The following is a 26,139-nucleotide window of genomic DNA, read 5'->3' on the forward strand; positions in this document are numbered from 1 at the left end:
AAAATTCAAGGTTTAACAGGGGGGCCTAAGAAGTATTTCCGCGTCGGGGGCGAGGGGCCCAGAAGCGCCAAAACGATTTACCGAAGAGTGGGGAAGGGGGTATATTGAAAAATATGCATGTTTATCCAGGAGCCAAACACCTGAGTGCGCCGTTGGCGGCCTCTGTTGTCACTATAGGGAATTTCGACGGGGTCCATCTGGGCCATCAGCAACTTATCGAGAATGTCGTTCGCGAAGCTCAGTATTTTGGCGTCCCCTCGGTGGTTTATACATTTCACCCTCACCCTGTGAAGGTTCTTCATCCCGAACGGGCGACCTACCGTCTGTTTGATCTTAAGGACCAGCAGGAACAATTCGAAAAACGTGGCATTGAAAACGTCATTATAGAGGAGTTCACCAGGGATTTTGCCAAGGTGACCCCACAAGAGTTCCTGGATCAGTATGTTCTGGCTCAGCTTCATCCAAAGACTTTGGTGGTGGGTCATGATTTCAACTTTGGTGCAGACCGTGCGGGGAACATTCCCTTCCTGGAAAGATATTGTGCTGAAAAAGGAATTCGCCTGATCATCATTCCGCCGTTTCAGAAAGAGGGCATCGTCGTGTCCTCCACACGCATTCGCGAACATCTGAAGACCGGGGAGGTTGAAAAAGCCAATGAGCTTTTGGGTCGAACTTATTACGTGCGTGGCCACGTGGAGAAGGGTTTTCAGCGTGGGCGCACCATCGGTGTGCCGACCGCGAATATTCACCCGGATGTGGAGTTCATGCCACGCCAGGGGGTTTACTGCACGCTGACCCGGATTGGCGCCCACCTGCATCCGTCGATCACAAATATCGGTGTCAATCCGACATTTCAGGAAAATGGCAAAGGCCCGGTTAAAATTGAAACCCACTTGTTTGATTTTGACGCCCACTTGTATGGGGTGGAAGTCGAAGTGTATTTGAAGCACTTCTTGCGTGAGGAAAGAAAATTTTCCGGCATCGATGAACTGAAAAATCAGATCCAGAGGGATATGGCGGAAGCCAGAAAGTACTTTGATGAGCACCCTGAAAATACATGAGGTTCGCACCTCGGGAACTCACGGTCAGCTGGTTAGATTTCTGCAGCGACTGTCGTCTGAAAAGGGCTGGGGCTGGGAATTTGCAGTTTTCAGCGAGTTTTCAGAAGACGTTTTCGCTGACGCCGCAGCCGTGAAAGTGGAGCCCAAGTTATCTCCGGTGATTTTGCCCGCGATGAAAGTGTCCACCACTCAGGTGCGCTTGGTGGATGTTTTGGATTCCTTCTTCCTTGAAGATGGGGCCTGGTATCCGCGAGTGTTGCTGCATGAGGCTTTACGGCAGGTTCTGGTATCCCAGGCACGAGATCTTGATATCCGGGCGCCAGCGTTCGTTGTCGGGCACAACGAAGAAGCGCGCGTGGTGGCCTCGGTTCTGGCATTGATGGGAATTGGGGATATTTATCTTGTGGGGGATCGTGACGGGCTATGGGATCACCAACAGGCTTTGCAGCGCTCACATCTGGGAATTCGCTTTCATGCTCTGCCTACGGATGAACTGACAATGCAAGCGGTGAGCGCCGGAATTGTGGTCAACACCGTGGATCTATCCGCGCAGCAGGCGCTGCTTGCGGACTTGTCTTATTTTAATTATATGAATGTGACGGGATATGCATTGGATCTGAACCTGCTGCCTTTGCAGAATCTTCTGTTGGAAGAAGCCGAGAAGGCCGACCTTCGGGTGTTGCATCCTGTTCTTGTGGCAGAAGCTTTGACATTGTTGTGGTTGCAGAGACTAAAACCAGACCATGACCTTGGTAGGGAAGAGATTCGTCAGAGCTGGACCAAGTTTTTAGAAGAAAACTCTTCCTCCGTCTAGTTACAAAAAATGGCACCCTGGAGTAAATTTAGTCCAGGGGAGTCCTAATGTCTTCACTCAAAATCGGGGAAATTTTAGTTAAGCAAGGTTTGCTGAAGCCTGACCAATTGCAAGCTGCAATGGAAGAGCAAAAGAAAACCGGCCAAAAACTGACCAATTCCATCATCCAGTTGGGATTCTTAAAAGATAACCAGATCCTTCGTGCTGTTGAAAAGCATTTCGCAGTTCCGGGGGTTGAAGTTAATACCTTTGAGATTGATCAGTCCGTCATTGCAATGATTCCCAAGGATATATGTGAAAAGAACACATTGATTCCTTTGCAGAAAGCAGGCAACACGCTTGTCGTCGCCTTTGCTGACCCCAGCAACATTATAGTCAAAGAAGATTTACGCTTTATCACCCGCTGCCGCATTCAGGCTGTGGTGGGGACAGAGAGTGCCATCACTTCTGGTATTGAAAAGTACTACGGCGGCAGCATCAATACCAAGTCGTTGAATACCATGAGCACCGGGGATGATGATGATCTTATTCTCGGTATCGGCCCTCAGGCAGAAATCATCGATCAGGATGGCGGTCAGGAAGATGCGCCGATCATCAAGTTCGTGAACTCCATTCTGGCTGATGCGATTCGCAAAAAGGTTTCTGATATCCACTTTGAACCTTATGAAAAAAAGTACCGCGTGCGTTTTCGTATCGACGGGAACCTAGTGGAAGCAACGGCTCCGCCCGCAGGAACTGCGGCGGCCATCGCCTCACGTATCAAGATCATGTCCAAGCTGGATATTGCGGAAAAGCGCCGTCCTCAGGATGGTCGTCTGAAAGTGCGCACCAAAGCTAAAGAAATGGATTTCCGTGTCAGCGTGCTGCCCACGTTGTGGGGCGAAAAAGTGGTTCTTCGTCTATTGGATAAATCCAATTTGCAGCTGGATATGACCAAGCTCGGATTTGAAGAAGACGATCTGAAGTTGTTTAAGGCCACTATCAATCTGCCACAGGGGATGGTTTTGATCACGGGCCCCACGGGGTCCGGTAAGACAACGACCATTTATTCGGCACTGGCAGAACTGAACAAACCTGATGTGAATATCTCCACGGCGGAAGATCCTGTCGAGTTCAACCTCGAGGGGATCAATCAGGTTCAGATGAATCCGGATATTGATCTGAATTTTTCCAGCGCCTTGAAATCGTTTCTTCGTCAGGACCCTGACATCGTCATGGTGGGGGAGATTCGTGACCTGGAAACGGCAGAGATCGCCTTTAAGGCCGCATCCACGGGGCACTTGGTTGTCAGTACGCTGCATACCAATGATGCTCCGGGCACGGTCATTCGTCTGACAGAAATGGGTGTTGCCCCTTATATCATCACATCGACTGTGAATCTGATCGTGGCGCAGCGTCTGGTGGGTAAGGTGTGTGAGTCCTGTAAGGCTCCGGTGGAAGTCCCGGCGCAGACCTTGTTGAATCTTGGTGTGCCACAGGCGGAAATCGGCGATTACAAATTGATGCGTGGAAAAGGCTGCGCCAACTGCAACAACACGGGCATCAAGGGACGTCTTGCGATTTATGAATTGTTGGCTATGACCGAGAAAATGAAGGAAGCCATCTTAAAGGGTGCTTCCACGGGACAACTTCGTTATCTGGCACGCGAACAAGGGATGAGAACCTTGCGTCGAAGTGCGCTGTTAAAGCTAAAACGTGGCGTAACAACTATTGAAGAAGTGCTCAATGCATCAGTGAAGGACACCTAATGAGTTTGACCGAACTACTTTTGCAGGCGAAAGCCAAGAAGGCTGAAGAGTTTTTGTTTCTGGTCGGCAGCGAGCCGCGAATTCGCGTTTCATCGGGATGGACCAGCTTGCGTTCATCGCCGGCATTGATGACGGAATGGAATCTGCTGCAGCAGAGCTTGCTGAGCACTCAGCAAAAGGCGGTGCTTGAAACAACCGGCGTCGTGCAGGGTGAGGCCGCTCTGGACAGTCTGAGAATTGGTTTTTCATTTTTCCAGCACGATAGCACAATGAAAGCCGTTCTGGATATGGATCTGGATGGAGGAAAGCAGGAAATTCAACTGCCTCCGTCGCTTCTTGATGCGTGTCTGCGCATGAAGGGGTTGGTTCTGCTCTCCGGTCCCGGAGAAGCAGGGCAGGTCTGGGCTTTGCATCGCATTCTGCAGAAGCTTTCCGAGGAACGGTCTTTCCTGGGGGTTGTTTATTCACGCAAGGCCTTCCCACAAGTCAAGGAAGCCAAGGCTTGTTACATCTATCACAGCGGTGAGTTTGCCCGTGCCGAAGAAAGAGAATGCCTGATGTCCGGAGTGGACATGGTGGTGTTTGATGGTTTTGCTGACGAGGACTCTTTGTTAGAGGCCATGTCTTTGGCAGAACAAGGTGTTTTTGTGATCTATTCGATGAAAGCACCGTCTGTGACCAATGCTCTTCGTCGTGTGCTTTCCACTTTGGGAGAGCGCTATGCCGAGCACGGAGCCCCAAGACTGGCGGAAGTGCTGACAATGGCCTCGGGGCAGTATCCTGTGGCGGGCCTGAGTGGCGAAAAGATTTTTGCACACGAAGTTCTGCTGATGAAACCTCAGGTGCGAGCCCTGGTTGAAGAGCAGGATTTCAAAGCCCTGGAAAGTCTGTTGCTTCAGGCTCCGGAAAATTCCGGCATCCTGACCTTGAATCAGTCTTTGTTGCAGCATCTGATTCGCCGACGTGTGGATCTGAAGACCGCATTTGAGGTGTCCCGACAACCTGATAACCTGGATCAGCTTCTGAAGAAGGTAGGTATCTAAGATGGCAAAATTTCAGTACCAAGCTAAAAATGCAACCGGACAAATGGTTCAAGGCGAGATCGAGGCGGCGTCCCAGCAGGAAGCCATCATCCGTCTGCGTGCGCAGCAGCTTTTGCCGGTTCGTGTGGTGGCCTTCGGCGCGACTCGCGCCTCGGCCGGTAAAAGTGCCAGCATCTTTGCCCCGTCAGTGAAGGGGAAGGATTTGCAGATCTTCACACGTCAGTTTGCGACCCTGATCAACGCTGGTATTCCGGTGGTGGATTCTTTGAAGATTCTTTCAGAGGGTCTGCGCCCAGGGCTTTTGAAGGAAGCTTCGGCTCAGGTTAAAACCTCGATCGAAGGCGGGCGCCGTCTGGCAGAAGCCATGTCCCAGGTGCCGAATGTCTTTGATAAATTGTATGTGAATATGATCCAGGCGGGCGAAGAGGCCGGTATTCTGGACGGTATTCTTCAGCGTCTGGCAAGTTACATGGAAAAGTCCGAGAAAATCAAAGCCCAGGTGAAGGGGGCCTTGGTTTATCCAATCGTCATCATCATCGTGGCAATGATTGTGATCGCGGGTATCCTGGTCTTCATCATTCCTAAATTTATGGAGTTCTTCTCGTCCTCTGGCAAAGAACCGCCAATGCTGACTATGATGGTGGTTTCCCTGAGTAACTCCATGATCAATAATTGGTACATCTATCTGGGGATTGCTGTGCTTGGCCCGATGGCATTGATGCAATGGCTGAAAACAGATGCCGGGAAGGACACCTTTGACCGCTTCATCATGAAAGCGCCGGTGTTTGGTGAGGTGGTGCAAAAATCCGCCATTGCCCGTTTGACAAGAACTTTGTCGACTTTGCTGGCATCCGGGGTGGGGTTGATTGAAGCCATTGAGATCTCGGCGAAAACTGCGGGCAATGCGGTGATTGAACAATCCTTGTTGCGCTGTAAAGAGTCCGTGACTGCGGGGCGTACTTTTGCGTCTCCTCTGGCGAAGGAAAAAGCCTTCCCGGACATGGTCGTTCAGATGATTTCCATCGGCGAGCAGTCCGGTACTATGGATATTATGCTGGGTAAGATCGCGGATTTCTACGAGGATGAAGTTGAGACGGCCGTAAAAGCCATGACCTCTTTGCTTGAACCACTTTTGATGGTGGTTCTGGGCGGGATTATCGCGGTTCTGGTTGTTGCGATGTATCTGCCGATCTTCAACATGGCGGATGTGGTTCAGTAGATGCGATTAAGTTTTGCTTTGCAGAAAAGTCAAAATCAGGGGCTGACGGTGGAGTTTGCACGCGTCAGCCTTTTTGCGTTGATTCTTCTGATCAGTGTTATTTCCAGTGTGTTTCAGGAAGGTTTCATCAACTGGCAGGTGCTGGGGCCGTTTTATGGAATTTTAAGCATTGCCTTCGGTCTGCACATCATGTGGTTTGCCGAATGGGAACGCCTGCTTAAAAATCCAAGCTGGCTTTTTGTCGGCTTTGTGGTTGATTCGCTCTTGATCTCATTGTTGATTTATCACTCGGGAATCAATCAGTCCCTGTTCCTGTTTATGCATCTGGTGAATATCCTGCTGGCGGGCATTGCCTGCCGTGGGGTGGGTGCGGTGACACTGGCGTTGTTCACAAGCATCTTCTTTACCATTGCGGCTTTGTTCTCTCCAGAGATGAAGGCCCTGAACTTCTTCTTTCTTCTGGCGCTGAATAACATTGCCTTCTTCTCGGTGGCGGCGCTTTCGGGATATCTGAGCGAACAGCTTCAGTCTGTGGGTAAAGAGTTGACAGAGACCGGAGCGAGTCTTCGTTCGGCCCAGGAGCTGAACGAAGTTTTGGTCGAAAATATTCCCACCGGAATGGTTTCGTTCACCGAATCAGGGGAGGTGGTTAAAGCCAATTCCTCTGCCGCCGAAATCCTGGGTTATCCGGATCTTGTGAATCAGAACTGGTATGCCTTGTTCCCTGAGACAAAAAAGACCGAAGGTCTATTCAAGGGCGATGTGAAATACACTTCCCCCAATGACGCCAATCAAAAGATACTGGGCATGACCCTGTCGAAAATCTACAGTCCCGAGCTGAAGGCTCATCTGTCGATCGGACTTTTTGATGATCTGACCAAAATTCGTCAGTTGGAGTATGCTGCCCGTCAAAATGAAAAACTGGCGGCGGTGGGGGGACTGGCGGCGGGGATCGCCCATGAGATCCGCAATCCCCTGGCGGGTATCAGTGGCAGTATCGAGCTGCTGACGCAGACAGTGACCAATGATGATGACCGTCGTCTGATGAAGATTGTTCTGCGTGAAATTGACCGTTTGAACAACCTGATCACCGAGTTCCTGGATTATGCTCGACCGGAAGTGCCGCCGACAGATCCGGTGGACTTGTCGTCTCTTTTGACCGAGATTCTGGACTCCATGAAGCTCAATGCCCAGGTTCGTGCGGATGTTGAGCAAGTCCGTGAGTACGGCGACTCGCTGAAGATCCTGGGGCGCCGGGATAAGCTGAAGCAGGCATTCCTAAATATCATCATCAATTCTTACCAGGCTATGAATGATTCTCAGAATCCGCAGTTGGCGGTGAAGGCCCTGGTCACGGATAAAGAAGTGCGCGTGCGCATTCGTGACACTGGCAGCGGGATGAGTGAAGTCACGAAGAAGAAAATGTTTGAACCATTTCACACAACGAAACCCAAAGGCACAGGCCTTGGTCTAGCTGTGACACATAAGATTCTTGAGGGGCATGGGGCACAAGTCTTTGTCGAGAGTGAAGTGGGCGCAGGTACTGAGTTTATTTTGACTTTCCCCAGAGCGAACTGAGAGAATAGTTTTTAACACAAGGACGTGGGAGCACATAACATGAAGTCGAGAATTCTTGTTGTCGATGACGAAGAATCAATCCGCGAGTTTTTAGAGATCATGCTGAAAAAAGAAGGCTATGAGATCACTTTGGCTGAAGACGGCCAAAAAGCTAAAGACCTTCTGACTAAAAAAACATTCGATATGATCATCTCTGACTTGCAGATGCCTCATGTAACGGGGATCGAACTTTTAAAGCATGTCAAAGAATCCTATCCAGACACAGTGTTCATGCTGATCACAGCTTTCGGTACAACCGAAACAGCCGTGGAAGCCATGAAAATGGGTGCCTATGACTATCTGACCAAGCCATTTAAGATCGACGAAGTTCGTTTGAACATTCAAAATGCTCTTCGTTCCCGCAATTTGGAAGTGGAAAACAGATCCTTGAAAAAGGAATTGGTGAAAGAGTACTCCTTCCAGAACATGGTGGGGAACTCTCAGGCGATGCACGCAATTTACGATATGGTAAAACGTGTGGCGCAAACACCGACAAATGTTTTGATCACCGGGGAATCCGGTACGGGTAAAGAGGTGGTCGCCAAGGCGATTCACTATAACGGACCTTTGAAAGATCGTCCGTTTGTGACCGTGAACTGCGGTGCGATCCCGGAAAACCTGATGGAATCAGAGATGTTCGGTCACAAAAAAGGCTCGTTCACCGGAGCAGTGGCTGATAAAGCGGGTCTTTTCGAGGTGGCAGACGGCGGAACATTGTTCCTGGATGAGGTCGGCGAGTTGCCTTTGACGATTCAGGTAAAGCTTCTTCGTGCGATTCAGGAACGCGTGATTCGTCGTGTGGGTGCGACTGACGATATGAAAGTGGATGTTCGCATCATCGCGGCAACCAACCGTAATCTTGAGGAAATGGTACAAAAAGGCGGCTTCCGTCAGGATTTGTTCTATCGCTTGAATGTCATCAATATTAAAACTCCAAGCCTGCGCGATCGTCGTGATGACATCCCGCTGCTGGCCAATCACTTCTTAAAAAAGTACAACGAGCGCTTGAACAAGAATATCGGTGCGATCAGCGCTGAAGCCATGGAGATTCTGAAAAAGTACGACTACCCAGGAAACGTGCGTGAGCTTGAAAACATGATCGAGCGCACTGTGGCTTTGGAAGGTGGGGCGACGATTCTGCCGGAATCCCTGCCTCCGATGGTCAACACATCGTCAGGGCGCAAGATGGCCTCTTCCAATGAAATCGAAATCGGTGACGATGGGGTGGATCTGGATAAGGTGATGGGTCAGATTGAAAAAGAACTTTTGATCAAGGCCATTCATGCTGCCGGTGGAGTGAAAAAGAGAGCGGCTAAATTGCTTCACATCTCGTTCCGATCCATGCGATATCGCATAGAAAAGTACAATCTCGGTGTGGTGGGTGACGACGAATTGGACGATGAATAAATCTGTTAAAATAGGCCCCATCGACCGCGTTGTGCTGCGGGCTTCTGCCCGTGTTCTTCTTGCGGTTGCGCAAGAATATCATGTTATTCTTGTCGTCGGGGCTTTCTCGCTTCGAAGTGCTTAGAGCACGCCTGCGCTGCGACCTTTTTGAACGGTTTTCCGGTTAAAAAAGGTCTTTTGTTTTTTAGAACATCTTTTATCGAAAACGATTATCAAGTTTGGTTATTTTCAGTAAGTTTTCACTTGTTGCTTTGAGGTCTGCTTTCTGCAATCATTCCTATGAATGGACAGGGAGGTCTTATGACAGATAAAAATAAAATCGTTGTTGATCTATTGAATGAAATTATCGAGATGGAGATCTCCGGCGTGGTTCGTTATCTTCACTACGCTTTGATGGTGAAGGGGCCTAATCGTATTCCTATCGTTAAATGGTTCCACGACCAGGCCAATGAAGGTTATCAACACGCGTCCATTATCGGTGAGAAAGTGACAGCCTTGGGTGGGCATCCCACTTTGCGCGTATCCCCAGTGCCAGAGACTAAAACTCACAAGGTTTTGGATATTCTTAAAGAAAGCCTTGAATTTGAAGAGGCAGCTTTGGAGAAATACAAAGCTGTTCTGAAGCATTGTCACGACGATGTTGCTCTGGAAGAATTGATCCGCTCAATGGTGCGCATGGAGACAGAGCATATCGAGGAAGTCGTTAAAATGCTCGACACCACTCACTAAAAGAGTCCTCAAGGAGCAAATAGCAAAAACCCACAGCCTGTCAGGACTGTGGGTTTTTTATTTTTCTCTGCATCAGAGGATGAGTTTTTCTTATTTGCACTCAAGATCGTGAATCAGTTCACTGGCGTAAGAATAGACCATGTCGTACTCGCCATCGAATTCTGATCGCGAAAACATCATGCCTGCGACCAATTCTGTGGCGTGACCACTTTCACGCAGTTCCGGCAGGCTGATGCCGTGCACCCGATAGGTTGTCAGGGTTTTGCCGGTAATTTTGTACTTCTTTTGCCCTGGGTTGCGGCCGCCAAATTCACCGCCATTGAGTTCTCTTTTATTGTCTAGTTTTGCCAGAACGTCGGCGCCGACTTGAATCAGCTTGAGTGTATGGGTGCTGGAGGCTGATTTGCACTCAGTCACCGCAACGAAAGATGCTTGAGCAGATGTGGCACCAAATAAGATCAGGGGAAGAATGAACTTAAGCACAAAAGGCCTCCTGTTAATTGAAGGCCTTTGTTTTATCAGACGGGGCTGGAGCCCCCAAATTTCTTTTACGTCATGTTGGGCTTTTAATAAAAAATTCCGGTTTTAGAATTCAGTGTCAAAAATTCCGACAATCAGAGCTTTGAAATAGTTTCTTTTCAGTTTCTCCTCAATAAGGCGGGAATCGCGTTTATACTGATTGTAGATGTCCGTCATTTCCCGGTTGTAGGCCGCTCCATAAATCATGGTGCCGTTTTCCATGTCGTGGAAGAAGCTGCGCTTATTCCAGTTCACAGATCCCAGGAACGAAAACACATCGTCGATCAAAACGATCTTAGAGTGTAAAATCACCTTGGGTTCGGTGTATTCGTAAAGGGCGATCTTTTCATATAGTTTGTTAACCGTGGGTTTGTTGGATTCACTTAAAATCCAGTCCACGGTGTCGCCCTTAAGATCCAAGCGTGTGATGACGGTCACCTCCACACCGCGGGCGGCCGCTCTCTCCAGGGCCTCAAAGATGGGTTTGGGCGGACGGAAATAGGGGGTGGAAATCATGATCTTTTTCTTTGCACTGTCGAGCATCTCAACATACAGGTCGATCAGGCGCTGTTCGTCTTTGTAGGGGACAGAGACATAGTGGCGAATCAGGGGCTCGCGGTTGTTAAAGTAGGATGGCGAGGCCTGTGAAGCCAGTGGCAGATTGATGTTGATACTGCGGAACTGCATGGTCTTGGCATCCCGGTCCCAGATGGTCAGGAAGTGGGCCGCCACTTTTTCGGTAAAATCTTGAGAGTGGATTTTAAACTCGAAATCCCGCCAGTGTACGAAACTTTCGTCTCCCTTGACGTAGTTGACCATGTCAGGGTTCGGATAATCGTAGGGGGTTTTGAAGATAAATCCGTCATGAATATTGCGGCCCCCAATGAAGGCCACGTTGTTCTGAGGCTGGGATTTTGACAGGGTCAAAAGCAGTTTGACGTGCATAGAGCGGTGCAGGCGATCAAAACGATCTCCCAACGAGCCTCCGGCCGGAATCTGATATTTCAGTTCCTGCAGCTGAATGTTGGGGTTGCGTGCGACCAGGGCGTGCAGCATTTTGACGTCCTTCTCCAAAGTGATCACACCCGCCACCAGAATTTTGATTTTCGTTCCACGCTGTGCATGAAACTCCAGCAGGCGCGCCATAAAGGTGCCATAGTAATCCGCACGGAACACAAGATAGGAAACATAGATACTGTCGAAATACGGAGCCTTTGAAAAATCCAAAGGCGCCAGCGGATCATGCAGACCCATGAAATTGGTCGGCAAAGGCTGACCCAGCAGAACCTCCGCCTTGGCCTTCAAAGAATCCTCCGCCTCTGGCAGATTGATGACAGCCGGCACGGCCTCGGGGCAGGTCATGGAATCAAATTTGTCGGTCAGGAAGAACTTCTGAATACCTGAAAGGTTGTCCGTGCGAGGCATAAGGCAACCCTCGACCAAGCTGTGCAGATCCAGATAAGGGTTTTTTGGTTCCACGAAGCGAGCGCCGTACAGAGCAGCAGCGCCTTTTTCCCCGGCCTTGAATTCGCATTCCTTCACCCATGGGCTCGGCACCAGGCGCAGGTTTTCGCCATTGTACTTGCTGTCATAAAGGCGGAAGGTCGCCGTCTGGCGAGCCCCATACTTTTTGTTCGAGAAAGTTCGTTTCACAGCAAATGGAGCATCACACGTGATGGAGGCCTCCAGGAAATCATTCTTTCTTTCCTCATAAGGATCATCATGGCTGAGTAAATAGTTTTTGATGCGAATTTCAAAATCAGAGCTGCGAACACGGTCAAAATTGAAGACGTGGTTGGGGCGGCCCTGAGTCAGCAAAAAATCATGGGGGTTCTTCAGTTCCACTTCCTGCCTTTGCTGGCGCCAGGGTGTCGTATCCTGCGCCAAAATGGATACCGGAGTGTCGGTGCGAACCGAGGACAGTAGGGCCTGAGCCTTTTTCAAATCGTCATCCTGCTTCTGCTGACTTTTCTGATACTGGGCCGTCAGGGTTTTGAACTCTTTTTCGTAAGGAGGTGTTGGGGGAGGAAACGCATCGTTCTTACGCGGAGAGTGTCCGTTGCCGCGTTTACGTTTGATGATTTCCAACTGCTCTTTGGTAATTTCAGACTGAAACTTTTCGCGATAAAGATTTTCAATAACAGGTTTAAGTTCCGATGGTACATTCACCGAACTGGGCTGTCTTTGCGGAGTGGTCTGGCAAGAAATCAAAGAAAGAGTCAGGCCCAAAAGTATCACGTTCACGGATTTGGTCATTGTCTTTTTCATTTAGAACCTATCGGAATTTGAAGGGTTTGTCTGAACACGGGCGGAAGGTCCATGGGCGGAGTTTAATCTTGTCTCAAATTGAGATGCCCAGCAAAGCCCTCATAGCGCTTGTCATCATTGCTGAATGATTCAGCGAAAGGCTGATTTTATTAGCGGTGTCCAGGGAGCCGTGATATGGCATTGCTCCTTATGCATCCTGATGATCTCAACTTTGATGGTGAACCTGTGGGTTCCTGTGCGTCGCGCTGTCTTTCGGTGATCGATGACTATAAAATACGCACGGAAATGTTTTCGGCCACAGCTAGTCTGCTTAAAAAAATCCGCAAGCTGGAAAAAGACCATGCTGATTTTTTGCGCTGGGATCAGTTGCTTTACGAGGACTGGTACAATCTGACCTTCCGCAAAGAGCGCTTGGCCGGCGAGCAGCTGGAGCGCCGGTACCGCACCCTCACGACCTTTCATCTTCATCTAAAACATGTCGCTGAAACCGCCAACGTCAGTTTGGCGCAGGCCTATGCACTGCTGAAGGAAGAAGAACACCAGTATCAGGCAGGGGACGAGGACTGGAAATTTGTCATCGAGAACCTGCGGCAACAGCGTTTGAAGTGGGCCAGTAAAGAGCCCGCTCCAGAAGGTGAAAACAGACTTGAACATTTTGTGACAGGAAGTCTTTTTCCTGCGGCTGAACTGGCGGGGAGTTCCGAGGGCGGGCTGGGATCTTTGAATCGCCATTCCCGTTCTTTGTATTACTATTTCAGTGAGGCCGGGGATGACGTCATGAGCCGGCACTTTGCCGATCCTGCCGTGGGATACGATCTTTTTAAAGAGGTGTTTCAAATTGCCATGAAGTGCGGGGATTGGAAATTGTTGGCGCGCCTTTGGCAAAACAGCAGCCAGTCCTACCAGCAGAAGCTTTTAAAGCCCATGCCTTCGCATTTGAAGGATTTTTTGCATCAAATGATTGGTCAGGTTTCACAGGAAGAGGCGCCCTCTTCAGAAATCGCAGAACAGGATCTGATCCTGCGCTCGACCTATCGAAAACTGGCGCGCCTGCTGCATCCGGATATGCAATCTGAATCTTCAGAGACCTTTCAGCAGTGGTCCTTGAAAATGTGGCAAAAGGTGCAAACGTGCTATAAGGCCCGGGACCATCAGGGGATCAGACGACTGGAACTGATTTGTATGGCCGAGCTGGGAAATCTCAGCAATCTGACGCTGGATGAGATCTATGAAAGTTCTTTGGTTTTTGCCGAAGAGCTGGAGACCTTGAAAAAGAATCTTCGCTCTTATCGTAAACATCCGGCCTGGAGATTTTCATCCCGCCGCGGTTACGCTGCTTTGACGATGAGAATCAGCCGGGAGCTGAAAAAGCGCTTCGGCCCCCTGGAGGCCGAAGTCAAAGCGATGGAAGATCTGCTTAAAGAGGTTTCTGCAGAGGCGACTGCAGAACCGGCCAAGTGCTTTTCAGGACAACCGGGCGGCCTTTAAAGACGAGCACACCGAAAGTTCCGTAGTGGGTCAGGCGTCCGGCCCATTCCACAGGATTGTTGTCAGCACTCCAGCGAACCCATACCACGGTCTGCTGGGGACGCTGTTTAAGACGAGCGACAAAAACCGAGCTGACCTCGTTCAGATTAAAGGTCTGCCCATCCACTGTCAGAGTTTTGTCTGTGATGTTGAACTTTTGATCCGCCAGCTCCTGCTTTATAAAGTTCACGAAGGTGGATTGATCCCCAATGAAAACCAGCGCACCTTTTTCCGGGATCGCGATGTCCTGAGTGAGGTCATGATAGACGTCTTTGCCGTCAGTTTTGGCAGACCAGACGTCGGCAAACCTGCGCGCATTTTTATCGCTGGAGTCAAAGTAGTAATGGATTTCACTGCTGCCTAAAACCGAGGACAGCGTTGCCGGGCGTTCTTCGCTGTAAAGATGGCGGAAGATTCTAAAGTCAGGGTCAATTGCGATTTTCACAGGGCGAGAGTGAGATGTGAAAGAGTACACCTGACTTTTTTCCGTCAAACGTGCGATCTGTCGGATTTCCGCACCAGATTCAAGCGTCCACACGACAGGGATATTCAGGTCATAAGGTCTTTCCTGGGTTTGGCTCAGCATATAAGTGGCCGTGACCGAGCCATCATACCACTTCATCAGTTTCACATCGCTGAGCTCCAGTTGGGGGGCGCCCACGCGATCCAGCCACTGACTGAAGAAGGGTTCCAGGTTTTGATTCGCGACCTTCTCGAAACTTCTTTGAATATCTTGGAAGGAAGTCTTCTTGAAAAGATTTTGTGTGTAGAAATCCTGCAGGGATTTGGTGAAGATCTCTTTTCCCAAGCGGAACTCGAGCATGTGGAAAAGCATCATCGACTTGCCATAGCCCACAGCCTGAGAGCTGGAGTTGTGACGACCCCGGAATTGGCGCAGTGGAAAATCTTTTTCTGGTTGGCTGGTGACAAAGTCAGCATAATTGATCAGGGTATTCAGACGATATCCTCGATCGTTGCCGGTCTTTTCCTGCTGCCAGTAATCTGACATATAAGTCGTCAGACCCTCGCACCAGTTGCCTTTTTCATAGTCCACATAAACACTGTTGCCCCACCAGTTGTGCAGAACTTCATGTGGCAGTGAAGAATTCAGAATAAATGGCAGGCGCAGCACCGTGGGCCCCAGCAGGGTGAAGCCCGGCATGCCGTATCCGGTTTCCCAGAAGTTCTCGACCACCGTGAAGGTTGAATAGGGATAAGGGCCGATCAGTTGGCTGTAATGCTGGATATAGTCCGGAACCAGAGTCAGGAAACTTTGTGCCAAAGTGGGATCGGCCTTGCGAAGAAGGACCTGAATCCGTTTTCCCGAGGCGGTGTCCAGCTGATAGCTTTTAAAGGGACCCGCCACCAGATAGATTTCCTCCTGGGGATAGATCTCGACAAAACGGGCAATACGGCTGCTTCCTTGAAAGGCCGTGCTGGTGATTTGTCCTTGAATCAAAGACGTCCAGTCGGCAGGTGTTTGAACGGTGATTTCAAAATTGATCTGTGTGTCCAGGAAAAAGGGATACCAGTAGGTGCTGCCAAACAGTGTGGCCCCTTCCGGAGAAATCAAACCGTTGCTGTTGTCGTTTACCACGGGATCAAAGATCACACCAAAATAACTGACCGAGACTTTGTTGTCGCTGCTGCCCAAAGTCAGTCCGTATTCAGCATAAGGCTCTTGCGAGGTTGCGGGATGCAACAGGGCAATGGAGTCATCCGCACTGGTGACAGTGATCTGCAGGTCCTTGTGCAAAAGGAAGCTCAACTTGCGCGGAGAATCCTTCGGGAAGGTCAAAGTGTCCTGCACTTTGATCATTTTCAAACCAGGGGACAGTTCGACACTCATTTTGTGATGAAGAGTCTGACCATGGGATTGCATGGACACAAGAAGGACGAAAAGAAGACCAATGACGATCATCAGTTTGTTAAGAGCCTGAGCTCGAGTCATGATTTACCTCGGAAACGGGGTCTGTTTCTACGCCCGTCCACCGAGGAGGTCAAAGGGATTTCAGTTTGTCTGTCAGGGGCTGCTCAGGATCAAAGAGAAATTGAATTTTCTTCCATTTCTCGCAAGGGGGGGCCTCAATAGAGACTTTTTCACCACTCCAGGGGTGAGTGAACTCCAGCCGAAGAGCCTTCAAGCACAGGCCTTCCACCCCTAACTCCGTGCGGAAGAAGCGGTTGTGATGAGAATCCCCATGCACGGCATCCCCTAAAAGAGGGTGGGAGATGCGGTTAAAATGTCGACGGATCTGATGATAGCGGCCCGTGTGAGGGGTGACTTCCACCCAGGAGTAACGGGCTGTGGGAAATTTTTTCCCGACGGCGACGGGGAATTCCACCGTGGCCAGGCGCTTATAGCTGGAGTGAGCTTCGACAAGATCACCGGTGGAATCCAGTTCCAATGGGATTTGAATGTCGTCGGCCTCTTTGACATAGCCACGGACGACGGCCTGGTAGGTTTTATGGGTGGCTCGTTCCGAGAACAGCTTGCACAGTTGTCCAGCCGCCGGGGAGGAGAGTGCAAAAAGCAACACACCACTGGTCCCCGCATCCAGGCGGTGCACCGGGTAAACGTGTTGCTTCATCATCCGACGGGCATGGTACAGACAGATTTTATCGCGGGAAACACGATGCTCTGGGTTTTCGTGAGGGTGCACATGAAAGCCACTGGGTTTGTTGACGGCGATAAAATATTCGTCCTTGTACAGTAGCTCCACGAAAACTCTTTCTTAGGGCTGTCCCGCCCAGATGTAATACACGCTGCCACCTTTAAGCTGGCTGACAACCGTATTAATGTATTTTTGCTCAACAGCCGGGCAGCCCTGACTGCGCCCCAGTGGTTTGTACTGAGGGTCGACGTACCAGGCGCCATGCACCACGATGGCGCGATTCATGGCCTGGTCGTTGGTTTTCTCCAGGCCGATCAGGCGCATCGAGCGCCCATGTTTACCACTGTATTCCGCACCGGTCACGTACATCCCGAGAGAGGACATGTTGGACCCCTCCACATTGGAAAACTTTTTCGCAAAACCGGTGTGGGAAGGATCTGAGCCCTTGCCATGGGCCGTCAGATAACGAGTCACCAGACCTGTTTTCATATCCACCACATACATACGTTTGCTGTTGGAGCTTTGGGTGAAGTCAATCACGGTCAGGTAGTTCTTGTTGGTGATCTTGGAAAGATAGACATCGTAATAGCGCAGAGCCTTTTCCAAAGGAACAGTGGGAATTTCTTTTTTCGGGTCCACATAGTCGTATTTGCTAAGGTCCACATCAGCGGGGTGAGGTTCGGCGAAGGCGGGGGCGATAAAGAACAGGCTGGCGATCAAGGTTAGGATGCAAAGGCGCATGGGTGTCTCCTTGGAAGTGTATCCTTCTGCATCGGAGCTTCGACTTTCTGACTTTACTATCTGAGACCCGCAACTGGACCTTGGCACCAGAACTTTTTGCATCAGGCGATCCTCTGTGCGGATTTACAGAAGGTTTTTGTCGGGTAAGGAATAGGGTTTTTCGTCCAGTTTGATCTGCTGTTGATTTGCACTCGGCGCGAGGGACTCTGGAGTTCCGCGGAGGTCTCAGAGAGGATAGAAGCCAGTGAAGGAGATCCCACCATGAAGAGCCATAAAGTTCTTTTTGTTCTGACCAGTACGGAACAACTCGGAGACACCGGTCATCGCACGGGCGCCTACCTTTCTGAAATCACGCATCCTTATGACGAGTTTGTCAGAGCGGGCTACGAGGTGGACACCATCAGTCCCCGTGGTGGCAAGGTGCCTCTGGATGGCGTGAAAATGGATGATCCTTTGAATGCCACGTGGATGAATGATGAAGAATTTTTAAGCAAAATTGAAAACACTCTGCAGCCCTGGCAGGTCAACGCCAAAGACTACCGTGCGATCTATTTCGCCGGAGGACACGGTACCATGTTTGATTTTCCGGAGAACCTGCAATTGCAAAAGCTGACACAGGAAATATACGAAAATAACGGCGTCGTAGGTGCCGTCTGCCACGGATCCGCTGCCCTGGTGAACGTGCGCCTTTCTGATGGGGGCTATCTGGTGAAGGGGCATGAGGTTTCCAGCTTCACCAACGACGAGGAAGAAACCGTGGGAATGGAAAAAGCCGTTCCCTTCCTGCTGCAAACGCGCCTTCAGGAAAGGGGAGCCCATCACACCTCGTCGCCAAAGTTCGCAGGCCACGTGGTGAAAAGCGGGCGTTTGGTGACCGGCCAGAACCCGGCTTCCGCAGCCGGTGTGGGAAAGGCCATGGTGGAGGTCCTGGAAGTAATTGAAGAGGGCCGGATTGTTCCTGAGCAGAACTGGTGTGAGTGGCATGAACCGCAACGGGAAGAGCGAGGTTCGCTGTGAGCCTTCCAAATCATATTATCGGCAAAAGCCCGCGGTTCCTGGAAGTGTTGGAAATGGCCCGGCGTGTGGCCGCCAGTTCGGCCAATGTGCTGATCACCGGTGAAAGTGGAACGGGGAAAGAAGTCATCGCACGTTTGATTCATGATCTGAGCGTGCGGCACAAAAAAACATTTGTGCCGATAAACTGCTCGGCGATTCCGGAACCGCTATTGGAGTCCGAGCTGTTCGGTTATGCCCGGGGAGCCTTCACCGGGGCGCACTGTTCGCGGCAGGGACTGTTTGAGGAAGCTGACGGAGGAACTTTATTCCTGGATGAAATCGGAGATCTGGATTTGCACTTGCAGGCAAAACTTTTGCGGGTGTTGCAGGAAAAGAAAGTCAAACGGGTCGGTGAAAATCATTACCGCCCGCTGAATCTGCGTATCGTGTCAGCAACCCACAATGACCTTGAAGAAAATGTGGAGGAGCGCCGCTTTCGCGAGGACCTGTACTTCCGTTTGAAGGTGGTCTCTATCAGAATGCCGCCGCTGCGCGAGCGGCCCGAGGATATTCTGCCCCTGGCGCGCCATTTTCTGGACAAGTTTTTACAGCGCTATCAGATGCCGGCCAAAAACTGGGGAAGGGACGTGGAGGATTTTCTTGTTTCGCGACCCTGGAGCGGAAATGTGCGCGAGCTGGAAAATAGCATTGAACGTGCCGTTGTGCTCAGTCCGGGGCCGGAGATTCCTCTTAAAATCTTTCTGGAGGACATTCCGGACAAAGATGAAAGCCTGGAGTCCATTTTTGAAAGACTCTTTCAGGCTCAGGGACGCTTTCTTTCGTTGGAAGAACTGAATCAGGCTTATATTTCGTTTGTATTGAAAACCAATCGGGGAGCCCGTGAAAAGAGCTCCCGTGACTTGGGAATTGATCGCAAGACCTTGTATCGCAAACTTCACAGCTCGCTTCAATGATAGCTCGTGGGTGTTTCGCTGGCGACCTCCGGATCTGGACGCGAGGCATAGGGACGCGTTGGTTCTTGGGATGGAGGCGGTGGGGTTGAGCGATGTTCTCGCTTGAACTCGCGCTCCTTGACAAAGTCCATGACCAGCGCGGCTAAGGCCTGCTCCAGTGAGCCCACGGGATGTTCTTGCTGACGGCGCTGTTCCTCGTCACGGACTTCCTGGCGATTCCGGGCAGCCTGCACTCCGGGCCAAGCCATGAAGTACACATAGCTCAGTCCTGCAAGGGCCAGAAGAACCAGCAGTCCGCTGCTGATCAATGTGGAATTCCAGATGATGATTCCAGCACGGTCATACTGCTTTGTTGATTCCAGCAGAAAGATAAAGAAACCGCCGCATATAAATGCAATGGCACACAGACCTGCCATGGTCAAAAACACGGCGGCACGGCTGCGGATGGTGATAGCGTCATAGATTTCCAGTGCGGTTTCCTTCAGGTTTCTTCGGGGTTTGTCATGCTTGGACCCCAGGCCAAGGAAAAACGGAAGAAACAAGCTAAGCCATTTCATAGCATTCTCCTGGTGTACGGTTCTTAGGTGCGGTTGCAAAGACCAGGGATGCACTGTCTTTGCAACCGATTTGTCATTGTTCAAGATTTGGTACGCTAGTGCTTACGATTGATCAGCGCTCCCGCCACAAAGCCTACAGCGGCAGCCCCCAGAATGGTGTAAAAAGGGTGGGCCTTCACAAATTCTTCAGAGGCATCAACACCCTCTTTGACCCTGGATTCGACGGCATGATAGCGGTCGCTCCAGGCGCTTTTCTCAAGGCTGTGTGCGACGTTTTCTTTGATGTCACCCATTTTCTTTCTGATTTCACCTGTTGTGGTTTCCATGTGTACTCTCCTTTGTTATGGATAAGTCGGTTTGGTATCCATAGACACTTTCGAAGCATTATTGGTGCCAGGTTTTTCCGCACGCAGAAGCTCTCTCACAGACTTTCAGAGGCAATTGGCCCCTTGATGACAGGAAACTTGCCCCAATACAGGTCTTCCGCTAGCATGACGGCATGAAAAAGATCTTTGTCCTGATTTCCCTTTTTTCTGCAACAACCTGGGCCCAGCCTTGTCTGGAAAATCGAGCCGCCTTAGACCTTGGCTCTGGAACGACCAAAGCCTATGTGGCCGAGGTGGATACATGTCAGAAGAAAATTGTGAAGGTTATTTTTGAAGACCGATTGCCCCTGGCGTTCAACGAAGCGTTGGAAAAATCTGCGGATGGAACATTGCCTGAAAAAGTGGTTGGCGAAGCAACTCCTCGTATTCAGGCTTTGTTGGGAAAAGTGAAGACTTACAATGTAAAGCGCATCACGGCGGTGGCGACTTCCGTTTTTCGTGTTGCCAAAAATGGCAGAGCTATGGCCAGGAACCTGTCCCGGGATCTGCAGATTCCGGTGGAGGTCATTTCTCAAGAGCAAGAGGCGGAACTGGGTTACTGGTCAGCTTTGGCGCAGAAAAATATTTCAGACACTCGTGACTTGATTGTCTGGGATATTGGTGGCGGATCGATGCAGATGTATTCCAGGGACAAGGGCCGGGTGCATATCTACGAGGGAGATCTGGCGTCGGTGACGTTCAAGAATAAAATTTTGCAGATCCTGCAGTTTAAGGATCCCAAAAGTCATTCATCACCCAATCCGATCGGGCTGCAGCGGGAGGCTGCTTTGCAGTTGGCGAAGAATCATGCTTATCTGAATGTGCCTGCCTACTTCAAAAAGAAGGCCCCACAGGCTCGCTGGGTCGGGGTGGGAGGTGTGATTTCCATGTCGGTGCAACGTCAGGTGAACAAAGAGGCTTCTCAGTTCACACAAGACGAATTAAATGAGGCACTGAAAAAGCGTGTCTGGCTGAAGGACAGTGAGATTCACAGCGACTATCGAATTTCTGACATTTCAAACATGGCTTTGGTGCTGGGCTATATGCAGGCCTTAAAAATCGAGAAGGTCGAAACAGCCCAGGCCTCATTGGGCCAAGGGCTGATCTTTAAGAATTTAAGATAGCCGCCGCCGGGGAGGTGCTGGGCATGTCAGCCTTCCCGAGGACAACCACCTCACCACCGTGGCGAATCACCTCGCAGGCAATATCATCAAGGACATCATCATCCTTTGCGTTGGTTTGTTTTTCATGAAAGGTGATATGACCGCTGCGACGATTCAGTTCGCCCCAGACTTCACTGTTATTTTGTAAAAACAGGGTGCGCACTTTGCCATTCATGGCGGCGCGACTGATTTTCACCAGATCGTCGATGACTTTTTTCTGGCGGTTCAAACCCTCCAGCTCATGAGCTGAAACATTCTTTTGCTGCGAGCTTTCCTTTTGCAGATAAATCTGAGCCTGGTGGATCAGCCCTTCCGTTCGATAGCTGTTACGTGAAGGCTCTCGTTTGAACAAAACGGGGTTGGGGTGATGAGTGATTTCTTTGTAGGCATGAAACATGTTTTCGCTGGTGAAAACCAGCAGGGGAATTTCCTTAAAACCATGCTCTTTGCCGATCTTGGCTTCAATCCAGCGCAGGAAAAGTTTTAAACCGCGTTTCTTACATTGTGTGTCCTCAGTCCCGCGGCCCCGCAGATGACTTTTCAAATGGGGGATCTGTGAGGTCTCGCTTTCATCCAAATGTTTCCAGTGGATGCTATTGCTGTGCTGCCCTTGATGGAACAAGAAGGTGTGAAGTTCAGTTCCGGTTCCGCCGTGGCAGTGAAGCAAAATGGCTTCACTGGGTGACAGAGTCAGAATGTGGCAGCTGCTTTCCCCCTGCAAATCCTGCAGCAAAGGGCGAAGATGAAAGGTTTCCGCCACGACGACTTTGGATGGCATGGTGTAGCCCGCCAGGTAAAAACCGGACCAGTGCTTGTTAACAAAAATAGCCATCCCAAAGTCAGAACGCTGTAAATGTTCTGCGGGATTAAAATTATACAGAGGTCCCAGAACCCGTTCCTTATCACCATTGCGACGATCCAAAGAAAGCAGGTGAGCGGCCCGGCGGACCAGAGTTTCATACTCCAGCTGCAACGTTTTTTCCGGCATGCCGGGAATATAAATGGAAATGCAAGAGCCCTCGGTGACCGAGGTGAGTTTCAGTAAGTCATCTTGAGTGAGTTTATCGAGCATGAGATTCTCCGGGAAAAGAAGTCCATCCTTATCTTCGGCTCTTTTAGAGGGTAGTTCAAAGTGTCTTGTGACAGTCCTGTGTAAGGGGTCATGTTGTTGAGAGGATGAATTGTTCGATATAGTAAAAGAAGAACCCTTCGCAGAGAGGATAATCATGAAAACTTGGATTGTTGTGGTCAACCGATGTGAGGCGAAGATATTTGTCAGTGATCGCCGCGGCAATAAAGGTGGGGATGTACAGTTTGTCGAAAAGCTGGAAAATCCTCGGGGACGACTGAAAGCGATTGATATAGATGCGGATCGTCCCGGTTTTATGCCGAGCTCTAATATTTATGGTGGACGACTTGCAAAAAAGCAGTCTCCGCCGGAGCGAATTTCAGAGATGTTTGCGAAGAAGGTGGCTGCGCGTTTGGAAGAGGCGCGTTTGAAAAATGCCTTTCAGGATCTGGTGCTGATTGCTCCGCCAGCGTTTTTGGGAAAAGTGCGACAGAATTTCTCCCGGAGTTTGCGTGAATGTATTCTGAAGGAGATCCCGAAGGACATCACTCAGACAGCGACCGGGTTTGATTTGAAAGAAAGAATCTGGCCGGAAGAGCAGGCTCGTATTGAAATCTGAATCTAAAGATCTGAGCAGGAATGCACCTAAAGCGGTGCATTCCACAGTTGATAGTAAAGCTTTCTTCCCTGCAGAAGTTGCTGATGGGTGCCGCTTTCAACAACTTGTCCTTGAGCTACAACATAGATGTTGTCAGCCTGGGTCACTGTTGAAAGGCGGTGGGCGATGACAATCGTGGTGCGCCCCTTGGTGGCTTCGGCTAACGAGGCCTGAATCACAGCTTCTGTTTCGTTGTCAACGGCCGAGGTCGCTTCATCCAGAATCAGAATCGGTGGATTTTTCAGAATCACGCGCGCGATGGAAAGGCGCTGACGTTGACCTCCGGACAGCTTCTGTCCTCGTTCGCCAATCAGCGTGTCCAGCCCCTGGGGAAGTTTTTCGATAAATTCCATCGCATGGGCCTTGCGGGCGGCCTCAATGACCTCCTCACGCGTGGCCTGAGGATTTCCATAGGCGATATTCTCGAAAATGGATCCTTGGAACAAGAACACATCCTGGCTGACCAGGCCGATGTGGCGGCGCAGATCCTGAGGATCGCAGTCCTGAACGTCTTGACCTCCACAAAGAATACGACCGGCTGAGGCTTGATAGAATCCCAGCAAGAGTTTTGTGATCGTACTTTTTCCAGAGCCAGTTGGTCCCACGATGGCCACGGTTTGACCAGCGGGAACGGTGATATTCACGTCCTTCAGAATCGGCAGGCCGTTGCTGTAGGCAAAAGACAAGTCTTTGAATTCGATGCCTTGGGAATGATCAAAGTGTCTTCGTTCTTTCGCCAGTTCCAAGTGGACCGGAGTTTTTAGCAAATCCAGAACACGGTCGGCCGATGCCATGGCACGCTCAAACAGATCGACGGTGTCTGCCAATCCTGTCAGCGGCCATAGCAGACGTTGTGTCAGGAAAACCAAAACTCCATAGAATCCGACATTCAGCTCGCCCTTTAAGGCCATCTGTCCACCCATGATAAAGGTGGCAATAAAGCCCATCAGAACCGCCATGCGAATCAGGGGATTGAAGGCGGAGGAAACTTTGATGGCCTCTTTGTTGGCTTGCAGATAGCTGGAGCTGTCTTGTGCGACCTTGCGGGCCTCAATCAGTTCTGACGTAAAGCTGCGGATCGTGGCCATGCCGGCGATATTGTTTGCCAAGCGCGAGCCGATGTTCCCGGCCTTTTCACGCACGTCCAGATACAAGGGTGCGGCTCGTTTTTGAAAATAAAAAGCTCCCCACAGAATGATCGGGATCGGAAGAATGGCAAAGACTGCGATGTTCGGAGCCATGGCAAAGAACACCGCGCCAATCAAAAGGACGGACGTAAAGACCTGGATCAGACTGTTCATGCCCACGTTCAGGAAGCGTTCCAACTGGTTGATGTCATCGTTTAAGATGGAAACCAGTCCGCCCGTGCTGCGGTCTTCAAAGAACGACATATCCAGCTTTTGCAAGTGCTCATAGGCCTCGGTGCGGAATTCATGTTGTAAGGATTGAGCCAGTCCACGCCATTTCAGAAGCAGCAAGTACTCAAACAGCGACTCAAACATCCAGATCAGAAGTGTCAGCACAGATAGCAGCAACAGTTGATGCCACGGGGACTCAACACCGAAGCGGGCCAGAAAGGATTTCTCCTGATTGGCCACGACATCGATGGCGATACCAATTAAAATTTCCGGCGCGATATCGAAGGCCTTGTTCAAAAATGAAAACAAGGTACCCAGATAAAAATCGCGACGGTGCTTTTGGGTGTATGAAAAAAGACGAGAGAACGATTGAAACGAGCTTTTAGAGTGCGCCATAGATCGTGGGGTGTACACCTGAAGGCCCAGAGCGTCCATGAATATATGTCCACGGCGGCGGGATGAAAGTTTGCTGAAAAAACGAGCAAAACTGTGTCGAGAGGGGACTTTTTCCCCCTTTCTTAATTTTTTTTAAAGAAATCTCTTGAGTCTTTACCGCAAACTCATTACAAAAGACTCCTCATGCGGGTGTGGTGAAATGGTAGACACAGGAGACTCAAAATCTCCCGCGAAAGCATGGGGGTTCAAGTCCCTCCACCCGCACCAACTTCCTCTTTCTCGGAAGTTGGTGCAAAAAAACAAAAAGCGACCGGAAGGGTCGCTTTTTTTATTTGTACTCCAAGTAAATTCTCAAATGCAGTGCTAGTATTGGTAGCGATCCAGCTTGGCGGATTCTTCACGAATCCAGTCCAGGTTTTCGCGAACATCAACATAGATCGCAACCCCGTGGCAAATACGAATATCGCTGTCTTTAAGCGCCTTGTGGTCCACGCCCATGGATGTGATGCCAAGCAAGGTCAGGCCCTCTTTGGTTTCGGCATAAAGGGCTCCGCCGGAATCGCCGCTGCAGACCCCTGTGTGTGGCTGTTCGACGACAATCGTTTTACTTACACTGACAGTGCGGCTGGCGCGGGCCAGGTAGAAGCTATCACCCAGGATGTTAGAGGCGGAAGATTTCGTGAAACGTAAAGTTCCAGAGTCACCGGACTTTTCCCGGGTGGATCCGTAACCACTCATGACCAGAGTGTCTGTCGGGGCTGGAGTGAAGCTGGCAGAAGGCAGACTGCGGATTTTATAACCCTTGGGGACACCGCCTTTGAACTTCAGGATGGCAATATCATAAGTGGCATTATGAATAGAGCCGGACTCGGTGTAGTCTTCATTGACGGCTTTATCGACGACAAAGCGAAGTGTTCTTTTGGGGGCTGAATTCACGCAGCCCGCATTGTTCGTGAAGGCAATGGCGATGGCCTTGGAGTCAGAAGGCGCACAGTGAGCCGCAGTCAGGACTTTATCATTGGCAATCAAAGTGCCCGTGCAAATACTCTGCTCTTCATTTTTATTTACATTGATAATCAAAACAGTGGAAGCGCTCAGCTCATTTCCAGAGCCCAGAATCTGCCCACCGACGATCCCATAAGAGTTTCCGGTGAGTTCACAGTTCGAAGGCTCCAGGTCTGTCGTCAGATTCTCACCTGAATCAGAGCTGCACGCGGTAAGCACACAAAGAGAAAGAACAGCCACAGAGGAGCGTAACAAAGAGCGGATCACAGAGATCTCCTTATATATAAGGT

23 protein-coding genes and 1 tRNA gene are annotated in these 26,139 nt (G+C 50.3%); 14 read left to right on the top strand and 10 right to left on the bottom strand.

The features are described from left to right. Positions 1-113 precede the first annotated feature (113 nt). From ACZ5ZZ_RS06460 to ACZ5ZZ_RS06495, 8 genes are all read left to right on the top strand, one after another. A complete protein-coding gene (locus tag ACZ5ZZ_RS06460; RefSeq protein ID WP_464135190.1) occupies positions 114-1,061 on the top strand; it encodes a bifunctional riboflavin kinase/FAD synthetase in 948 nt (315 codons plus the stop codon). Continuing rightward, positions 1,039-1,875 carry a hypothetical protein gene (locus tag ACZ5ZZ_RS06465; protein WP_464134490.1) on the top strand — a complete coding sequence of 279 codons (837 nt, stop codon included), beginning with the start codon at positions 1,039-1,041 and terminating at the stop codon, positions 1,873-1,875. The genes ACZ5ZZ_RS06460 and ACZ5ZZ_RS06465 overlap by 23 nt, the downstream gene beginning before the upstream one ends. Positions 1,876-1,922: 47 nt before the next feature. Further along, positions 1,923-3,623, top strand: coding sequence for a type IV-A pilus assembly ATPase PilB (gene pilB, locus ACZ5ZZ_RS06470; protein ID WP_464134494.1), 1,701 nt, complete (start codon positions 1,923-1,925; stop codon positions 3,621-3,623). Further along, complete coding sequence (locus tag ACZ5ZZ_RS06475; RefSeq protein ID WP_464141827.1) at positions 3,623-4,666, top strand: twitching motility protein PilT; 1,044 nt, start codon at positions 3,623-3,625, stop codon at positions 4,664-4,666. The genes pilB and ACZ5ZZ_RS06475 overlap by 1 nt, the downstream gene beginning before the upstream one ends. A gap of 1 nt (position 4,667) precedes the next feature. Continuing rightward, positions 4,668-5,885, top strand: a complete 1,218-nt coding sequence (locus ACZ5ZZ_RS06480; RefSeq protein ID WP_464141829.1) for a type II secretion system F family protein — start codon at positions 4,668-4,670, stop codon at positions 5,883-5,885. Continuing rightward, positions 5,886-7,463 (top strand): two-component system sensor histidine kinase NtrB, encoded by a 1,578-nt coding sequence (locus tag ACZ5ZZ_RS06485; RefSeq protein WP_464117314.1) that lies wholly within the window; start codon positions 5,886-5,888, stop codon positions 7,461-7,463. Positions 7,464-7,502: 39 nt separating this feature from the next. Beyond that, positions 7,503-8,909: a sigma-54-dependent transcriptional regulator gene (locus tag ACZ5ZZ_RS06490; RefSeq protein ID WP_464117312.1), complete on the top strand. Its 1,407-nt coding sequence runs from the start codon at positions 7,503-7,505 to the stop codon at positions 8,907-8,909. A gap of 300 nt (positions 8,910-9,209) precedes the next feature. After that, positions 9,210-9,638 carry a ferritin-like domain-containing protein gene (locus ACZ5ZZ_RS06495; protein WP_464117310.1) on the top strand — a complete coding sequence of 143 codons (429 nt, stop codon included), beginning with the start codon at positions 9,210-9,212 and terminating at the stop codon, positions 9,636-9,638. A 90-nt stretch (positions 9,639-9,728) separates the two neighbouring features. Here ACZ5ZZ_RS06495 and ACZ5ZZ_RS06500 read toward each other — a convergent pair whose 3' ends face one another. Continuing rightward, the gene (locus ACZ5ZZ_RS06500) at positions 9,729-10,121 is read right to left on the bottom strand and encodes a hypothetical protein (protein WP_464134498.1); all 393 of its coding nucleotides are present in this window, start codon (positions 10,119-10,121) and stop codon (positions 9,729-9,731) included. A 102-nt stretch (positions 10,122-10,223) separates the two neighbouring features. Further along, the gene (locus ACZ5ZZ_RS06505; RefSeq protein WP_464117306.1) at positions 10,224-12,425 is read right to left on the bottom strand and encodes a phospholipase D-like domain-containing protein; all 2,202 of its coding nucleotides are present in this window, start codon (positions 12,423-12,425) and stop codon (positions 10,224-10,226) included. Positions 12,426-12,599: 174 nt separating this feature from the next. Between ACZ5ZZ_RS06505 and ACZ5ZZ_RS06510 the strand changes: the two genes are divergently transcribed. Next, complete coding sequence (locus ACZ5ZZ_RS06510; protein WP_464134501.1) at positions 12,600-13,913, top strand: hypothetical protein; 1,314 nt, start codon at positions 12,600-12,602, stop codon at positions 13,911-13,913. Here ACZ5ZZ_RS06510 and ACZ5ZZ_RS06515 read toward each other — a convergent pair. Genes ACZ5ZZ_RS06515 through ACZ5ZZ_RS06525 form a run of 3 tightly spaced genes read right to left on the bottom strand, consistent with a single transcriptional unit; the run spans position 13,843 to position 17,308 of the window. Then, positions 13,843-15,903: a M1 family metallopeptidase gene (locus ACZ5ZZ_RS06515; protein ID WP_464134502.1), complete on the bottom strand. Its 2,061-nt coding sequence runs from the start codon at positions 15,901-15,903 to the stop codon at positions 13,843-13,845. The two genes, ACZ5ZZ_RS06510 and ACZ5ZZ_RS06515, sit on opposite strands and share 71 nt — an antisense overlap. A gap of 49 nt (positions 15,904-15,952) precedes the next feature. Next, positions 15,953-16,675: a pseudouridine synthase gene (locus ACZ5ZZ_RS06520; protein ID WP_464134505.1), complete on the bottom strand. Its 723-nt coding sequence runs from the start codon at positions 16,673-16,675 to the stop codon at positions 15,953-15,955. Between the two features lie 12 nt (positions 16,676-16,687). Next, a complete protein-coding gene (locus ACZ5ZZ_RS06525) occupies positions 16,688-17,308 on the bottom strand; it encodes a murein L,D-transpeptidase catalytic domain family protein (protein ID WP_464134506.1) in 621 nt (206 codons plus the stop codon). A gap of 261 nt (positions 17,309-17,569) precedes the next feature. Between ACZ5ZZ_RS06525 and ACZ5ZZ_RS06530 the strand changes: the two genes are divergently transcribed. Continuing rightward, positions 17,570-18,325: a type 1 glutamine amidotransferase domain-containing protein gene (locus ACZ5ZZ_RS06530; protein WP_464134509.1), complete on the top strand. Its 756-nt coding sequence runs from the start codon at positions 17,570-17,572 to the stop codon at positions 18,323-18,325. Next, positions 18,322-19,278 (top strand): sigma-54 interaction domain-containing protein, encoded by a 957-nt coding sequence (locus tag ACZ5ZZ_RS06535; protein ID WP_464134512.1) that lies wholly within the window; start codon positions 18,322-18,324, stop codon positions 19,276-19,278. The genes ACZ5ZZ_RS06530 and ACZ5ZZ_RS06535 overlap by 4 nt, the downstream gene beginning before the upstream one ends. On the opposite strand, the gene ACZ5ZZ_RS06540 is transcribed toward ACZ5ZZ_RS06535, so the two are convergent. Together ACZ5ZZ_RS06540 and ACZ5ZZ_RS06545 are read right to left on the bottom strand one after the other, a co-directional pair. After that, complete coding sequence (locus tag ACZ5ZZ_RS06540) at positions 19,272-19,835, bottom strand: hypothetical protein (protein ID WP_464141831.1); 564 nt, start codon at positions 19,833-19,835, stop codon at positions 19,272-19,274. The genes ACZ5ZZ_RS06535 and ACZ5ZZ_RS06540 overlap by 7 nt on opposite strands. A gap of 95 nt (positions 19,836-19,930) precedes the next feature. After that, complete coding sequence (locus ACZ5ZZ_RS06545) at positions 19,931-20,161, bottom strand: glycine zipper domain-containing protein (protein WP_464117291.1); 231 nt, start codon at positions 20,159-20,161, stop codon at positions 19,931-19,933. 173 nt (positions 20,162-20,334) lie between these two features. On the opposite strand from ACZ5ZZ_RS06545, the gene ACZ5ZZ_RS06550 reads away from it, so the two are divergent. Beyond that, positions 20,335-21,324 (top strand): Ppx/GppA phosphatase family protein, encoded by a 990-nt coding sequence (locus tag ACZ5ZZ_RS06550; RefSeq protein WP_464134516.1) that lies wholly within the window; start codon positions 20,335-20,337, stop codon positions 21,322-21,324. On the opposite strand, the gene ACZ5ZZ_RS06555 is transcribed toward ACZ5ZZ_RS06550, so the two are convergent. Beyond that, positions 21,308-22,435: a baeRF3 domain-containing protein gene (locus ACZ5ZZ_RS06555; RefSeq protein WP_464141833.1), complete on the bottom strand. Its 1,128-nt coding sequence runs from the start codon at positions 22,433-22,435 to the stop codon at positions 21,308-21,310. The two genes, ACZ5ZZ_RS06550 and ACZ5ZZ_RS06555, sit on opposite strands and share 17 nt — an antisense overlap. Positions 22,436-22,589: 154 nt before the next feature. Between ACZ5ZZ_RS06555 and ACZ5ZZ_RS06560 the strand changes: the two genes are divergently transcribed. Next, positions 22,590-23,051: a host attachment protein gene (locus ACZ5ZZ_RS06560; protein WP_464141835.1), complete on the top strand. Its 462-nt coding sequence runs from the start codon at positions 22,590-22,592 to the stop codon at positions 23,049-23,051. Positions 23,052-23,077: 26 nt separating this feature from the next. Here ACZ5ZZ_RS06560 and ACZ5ZZ_RS06565 read toward each other — a convergent pair whose 3' ends face one another. Continuing rightward, positions 23,078-24,844: an ABC transporter ATP-binding protein gene (locus tag ACZ5ZZ_RS06565; RefSeq protein ID WP_464142371.1), complete on the bottom strand. Its 1,767-nt coding sequence runs from the start codon at positions 24,842-24,844 to the stop codon at positions 23,078-23,080. Between the two features lie 185 nt (positions 24,845-25,029). Here ACZ5ZZ_RS06565 and ACZ5ZZ_RS06570 point away from each other — a divergent pair. Continuing rightward, a tRNA-Leu gene (locus ACZ5ZZ_RS06570) sits at positions 25,030-25,111 on the top strand. A gap of 96 nt (positions 25,112-25,207) precedes the next feature. On the opposite strand, the gene ACZ5ZZ_RS06575 is transcribed toward ACZ5ZZ_RS06570, so the two are convergent. Continuing rightward, positions 25,208-26,116 (bottom strand): S1 family peptidase, encoded by a 909-nt coding sequence (locus tag ACZ5ZZ_RS06575; RefSeq protein ID WP_464134526.1) that lies wholly within the window; start codon positions 26,114-26,116, stop codon positions 25,208-25,210. Positions 26,117-26,139: the final 23 nt, after the last annotated feature.

It is taken from the genome of Bdellovibrio sp. HM001 (assembly GCF_055397275.1).

Excerpts from the sequence above, each read along its gene's own strand:
- ACZ5ZZ_RS06460 (WP_464135190.1), top strand. The coding sequence starts at position 114 with ATGCATGTTTATCCAGGAGCCAAACACCTGAGTGCGCCGTTGGCGGCC.
- ACZ5ZZ_RS06465 (WP_464134490.1), top strand. The coding sequence starts at position 1,039 with ATGAGCACCCTGAAAATACATGAGGTTCGCACCTCGGGAACTCACGGT.
- pilB (WP_464134494.1), top strand. The coding sequence starts at position 1,923 with ATGTCTTCACTCAAAATCGGGGAAATTTTAGTTAAGCAAGGTTTGCTG.
- ACZ5ZZ_RS06475 (WP_464141827.1), top strand. The coding sequence starts at position 3,623 with ATGAGTTTGACCGAACTACTTTTGCAGGCGAAAGCCAAGAAGGCTGAA.
- ACZ5ZZ_RS06480 (WP_464141829.1), top strand. The coding sequence starts at position 4,668 with ATGGCAAAATTTCAGTACCAAGCTAAAAATGCAACCGGACAAATGGTT.
- ACZ5ZZ_RS06485 (WP_464117314.1), top strand. The coding sequence starts at position 5,886 with ATGCGATTAAGTTTTGCTTTGCAGAAAAGTCAAAATCAGGGGCTGACG.
- ACZ5ZZ_RS06490 (WP_464117312.1), top strand. The coding sequence starts at position 7,503 with ATGAAGTCGAGAATTCTTGTTGTCGATGACGAAGAATCAATCCGCGAG.
- ACZ5ZZ_RS06495 (WP_464117310.1), top strand. The coding sequence starts at position 9,210 with ATGACAGATAAAAATAAAATCGTTGTTGATCTATTGAATGAAATTATC.
- ACZ5ZZ_RS06505 (WP_464117306.1), bottom strand. The coding sequence starts at position 12,425 with ATGAAAAAGACAATGACCAAATCCGTGAACGTGATACTTTTGGGCCTG.
- ACZ5ZZ_RS06510 (WP_464134501.1), top strand. The coding sequence starts at position 12,600 with ATGGCATTGCTCCTTATGCATCCTGATGATCTCAACTTTGATGGTGAA.
- ACZ5ZZ_RS06515 (WP_464134502.1), bottom strand. The coding sequence starts at position 15,903 with ATGACTCGAGCTCAGGCTCTTAACAAACTGATGATCGTCATTGGTCTT.
- ACZ5ZZ_RS06525 (WP_464134506.1), bottom strand. The coding sequence starts at position 17,308 with ATGCGCCTTTGCATCCTAACCTTGATCGCCAGCCTGTTCTTTATCGCC.
- ACZ5ZZ_RS06530 (WP_464134509.1), top strand. The coding sequence starts at position 17,570 with ATGAAGAGCCATAAAGTTCTTTTTGTTCTGACCAGTACGGAACAACTC.
- ACZ5ZZ_RS06540 (WP_464141831.1), bottom strand. The coding sequence starts at position 19,835 with ATGAAATGGCTTAGCTTGTTTCTTCCGTTTTTCCTTGGCCTGGGGTCC.
- ACZ5ZZ_RS06545 (WP_464117291.1), bottom strand. The coding sequence starts at position 20,161 with ATGGAAACCACAACAGGTGAAATCAGAAAGAAAATGGGTGACATCAAA.
- ACZ5ZZ_RS06550 (WP_464134516.1), top strand. The coding sequence starts at position 20,335 with ATGAAAAAGATCTTTGTCCTGATTTCCCTTTTTTCTGCAACAACCTGG.
- ACZ5ZZ_RS06555 (WP_464141833.1), bottom strand. The coding sequence starts at position 22,435 with ATGCTCGATAAACTCACTCAAGATGACTTACTGAAACTCACCTCGGTC.
- ACZ5ZZ_RS06560 (WP_464141835.1), top strand. The coding sequence starts at position 22,590 with ATGAAAACTTGGATTGTTGTGGTCAACCGATGTGAGGCGAAGATATTT.
- ACZ5ZZ_RS06565 (WP_464142371.1), bottom strand. The coding sequence starts at position 24,844 with ATGGCGCACTCTAAAAGCTCGTTTCAATCGTTCTCTCGTCTTTTTTCA.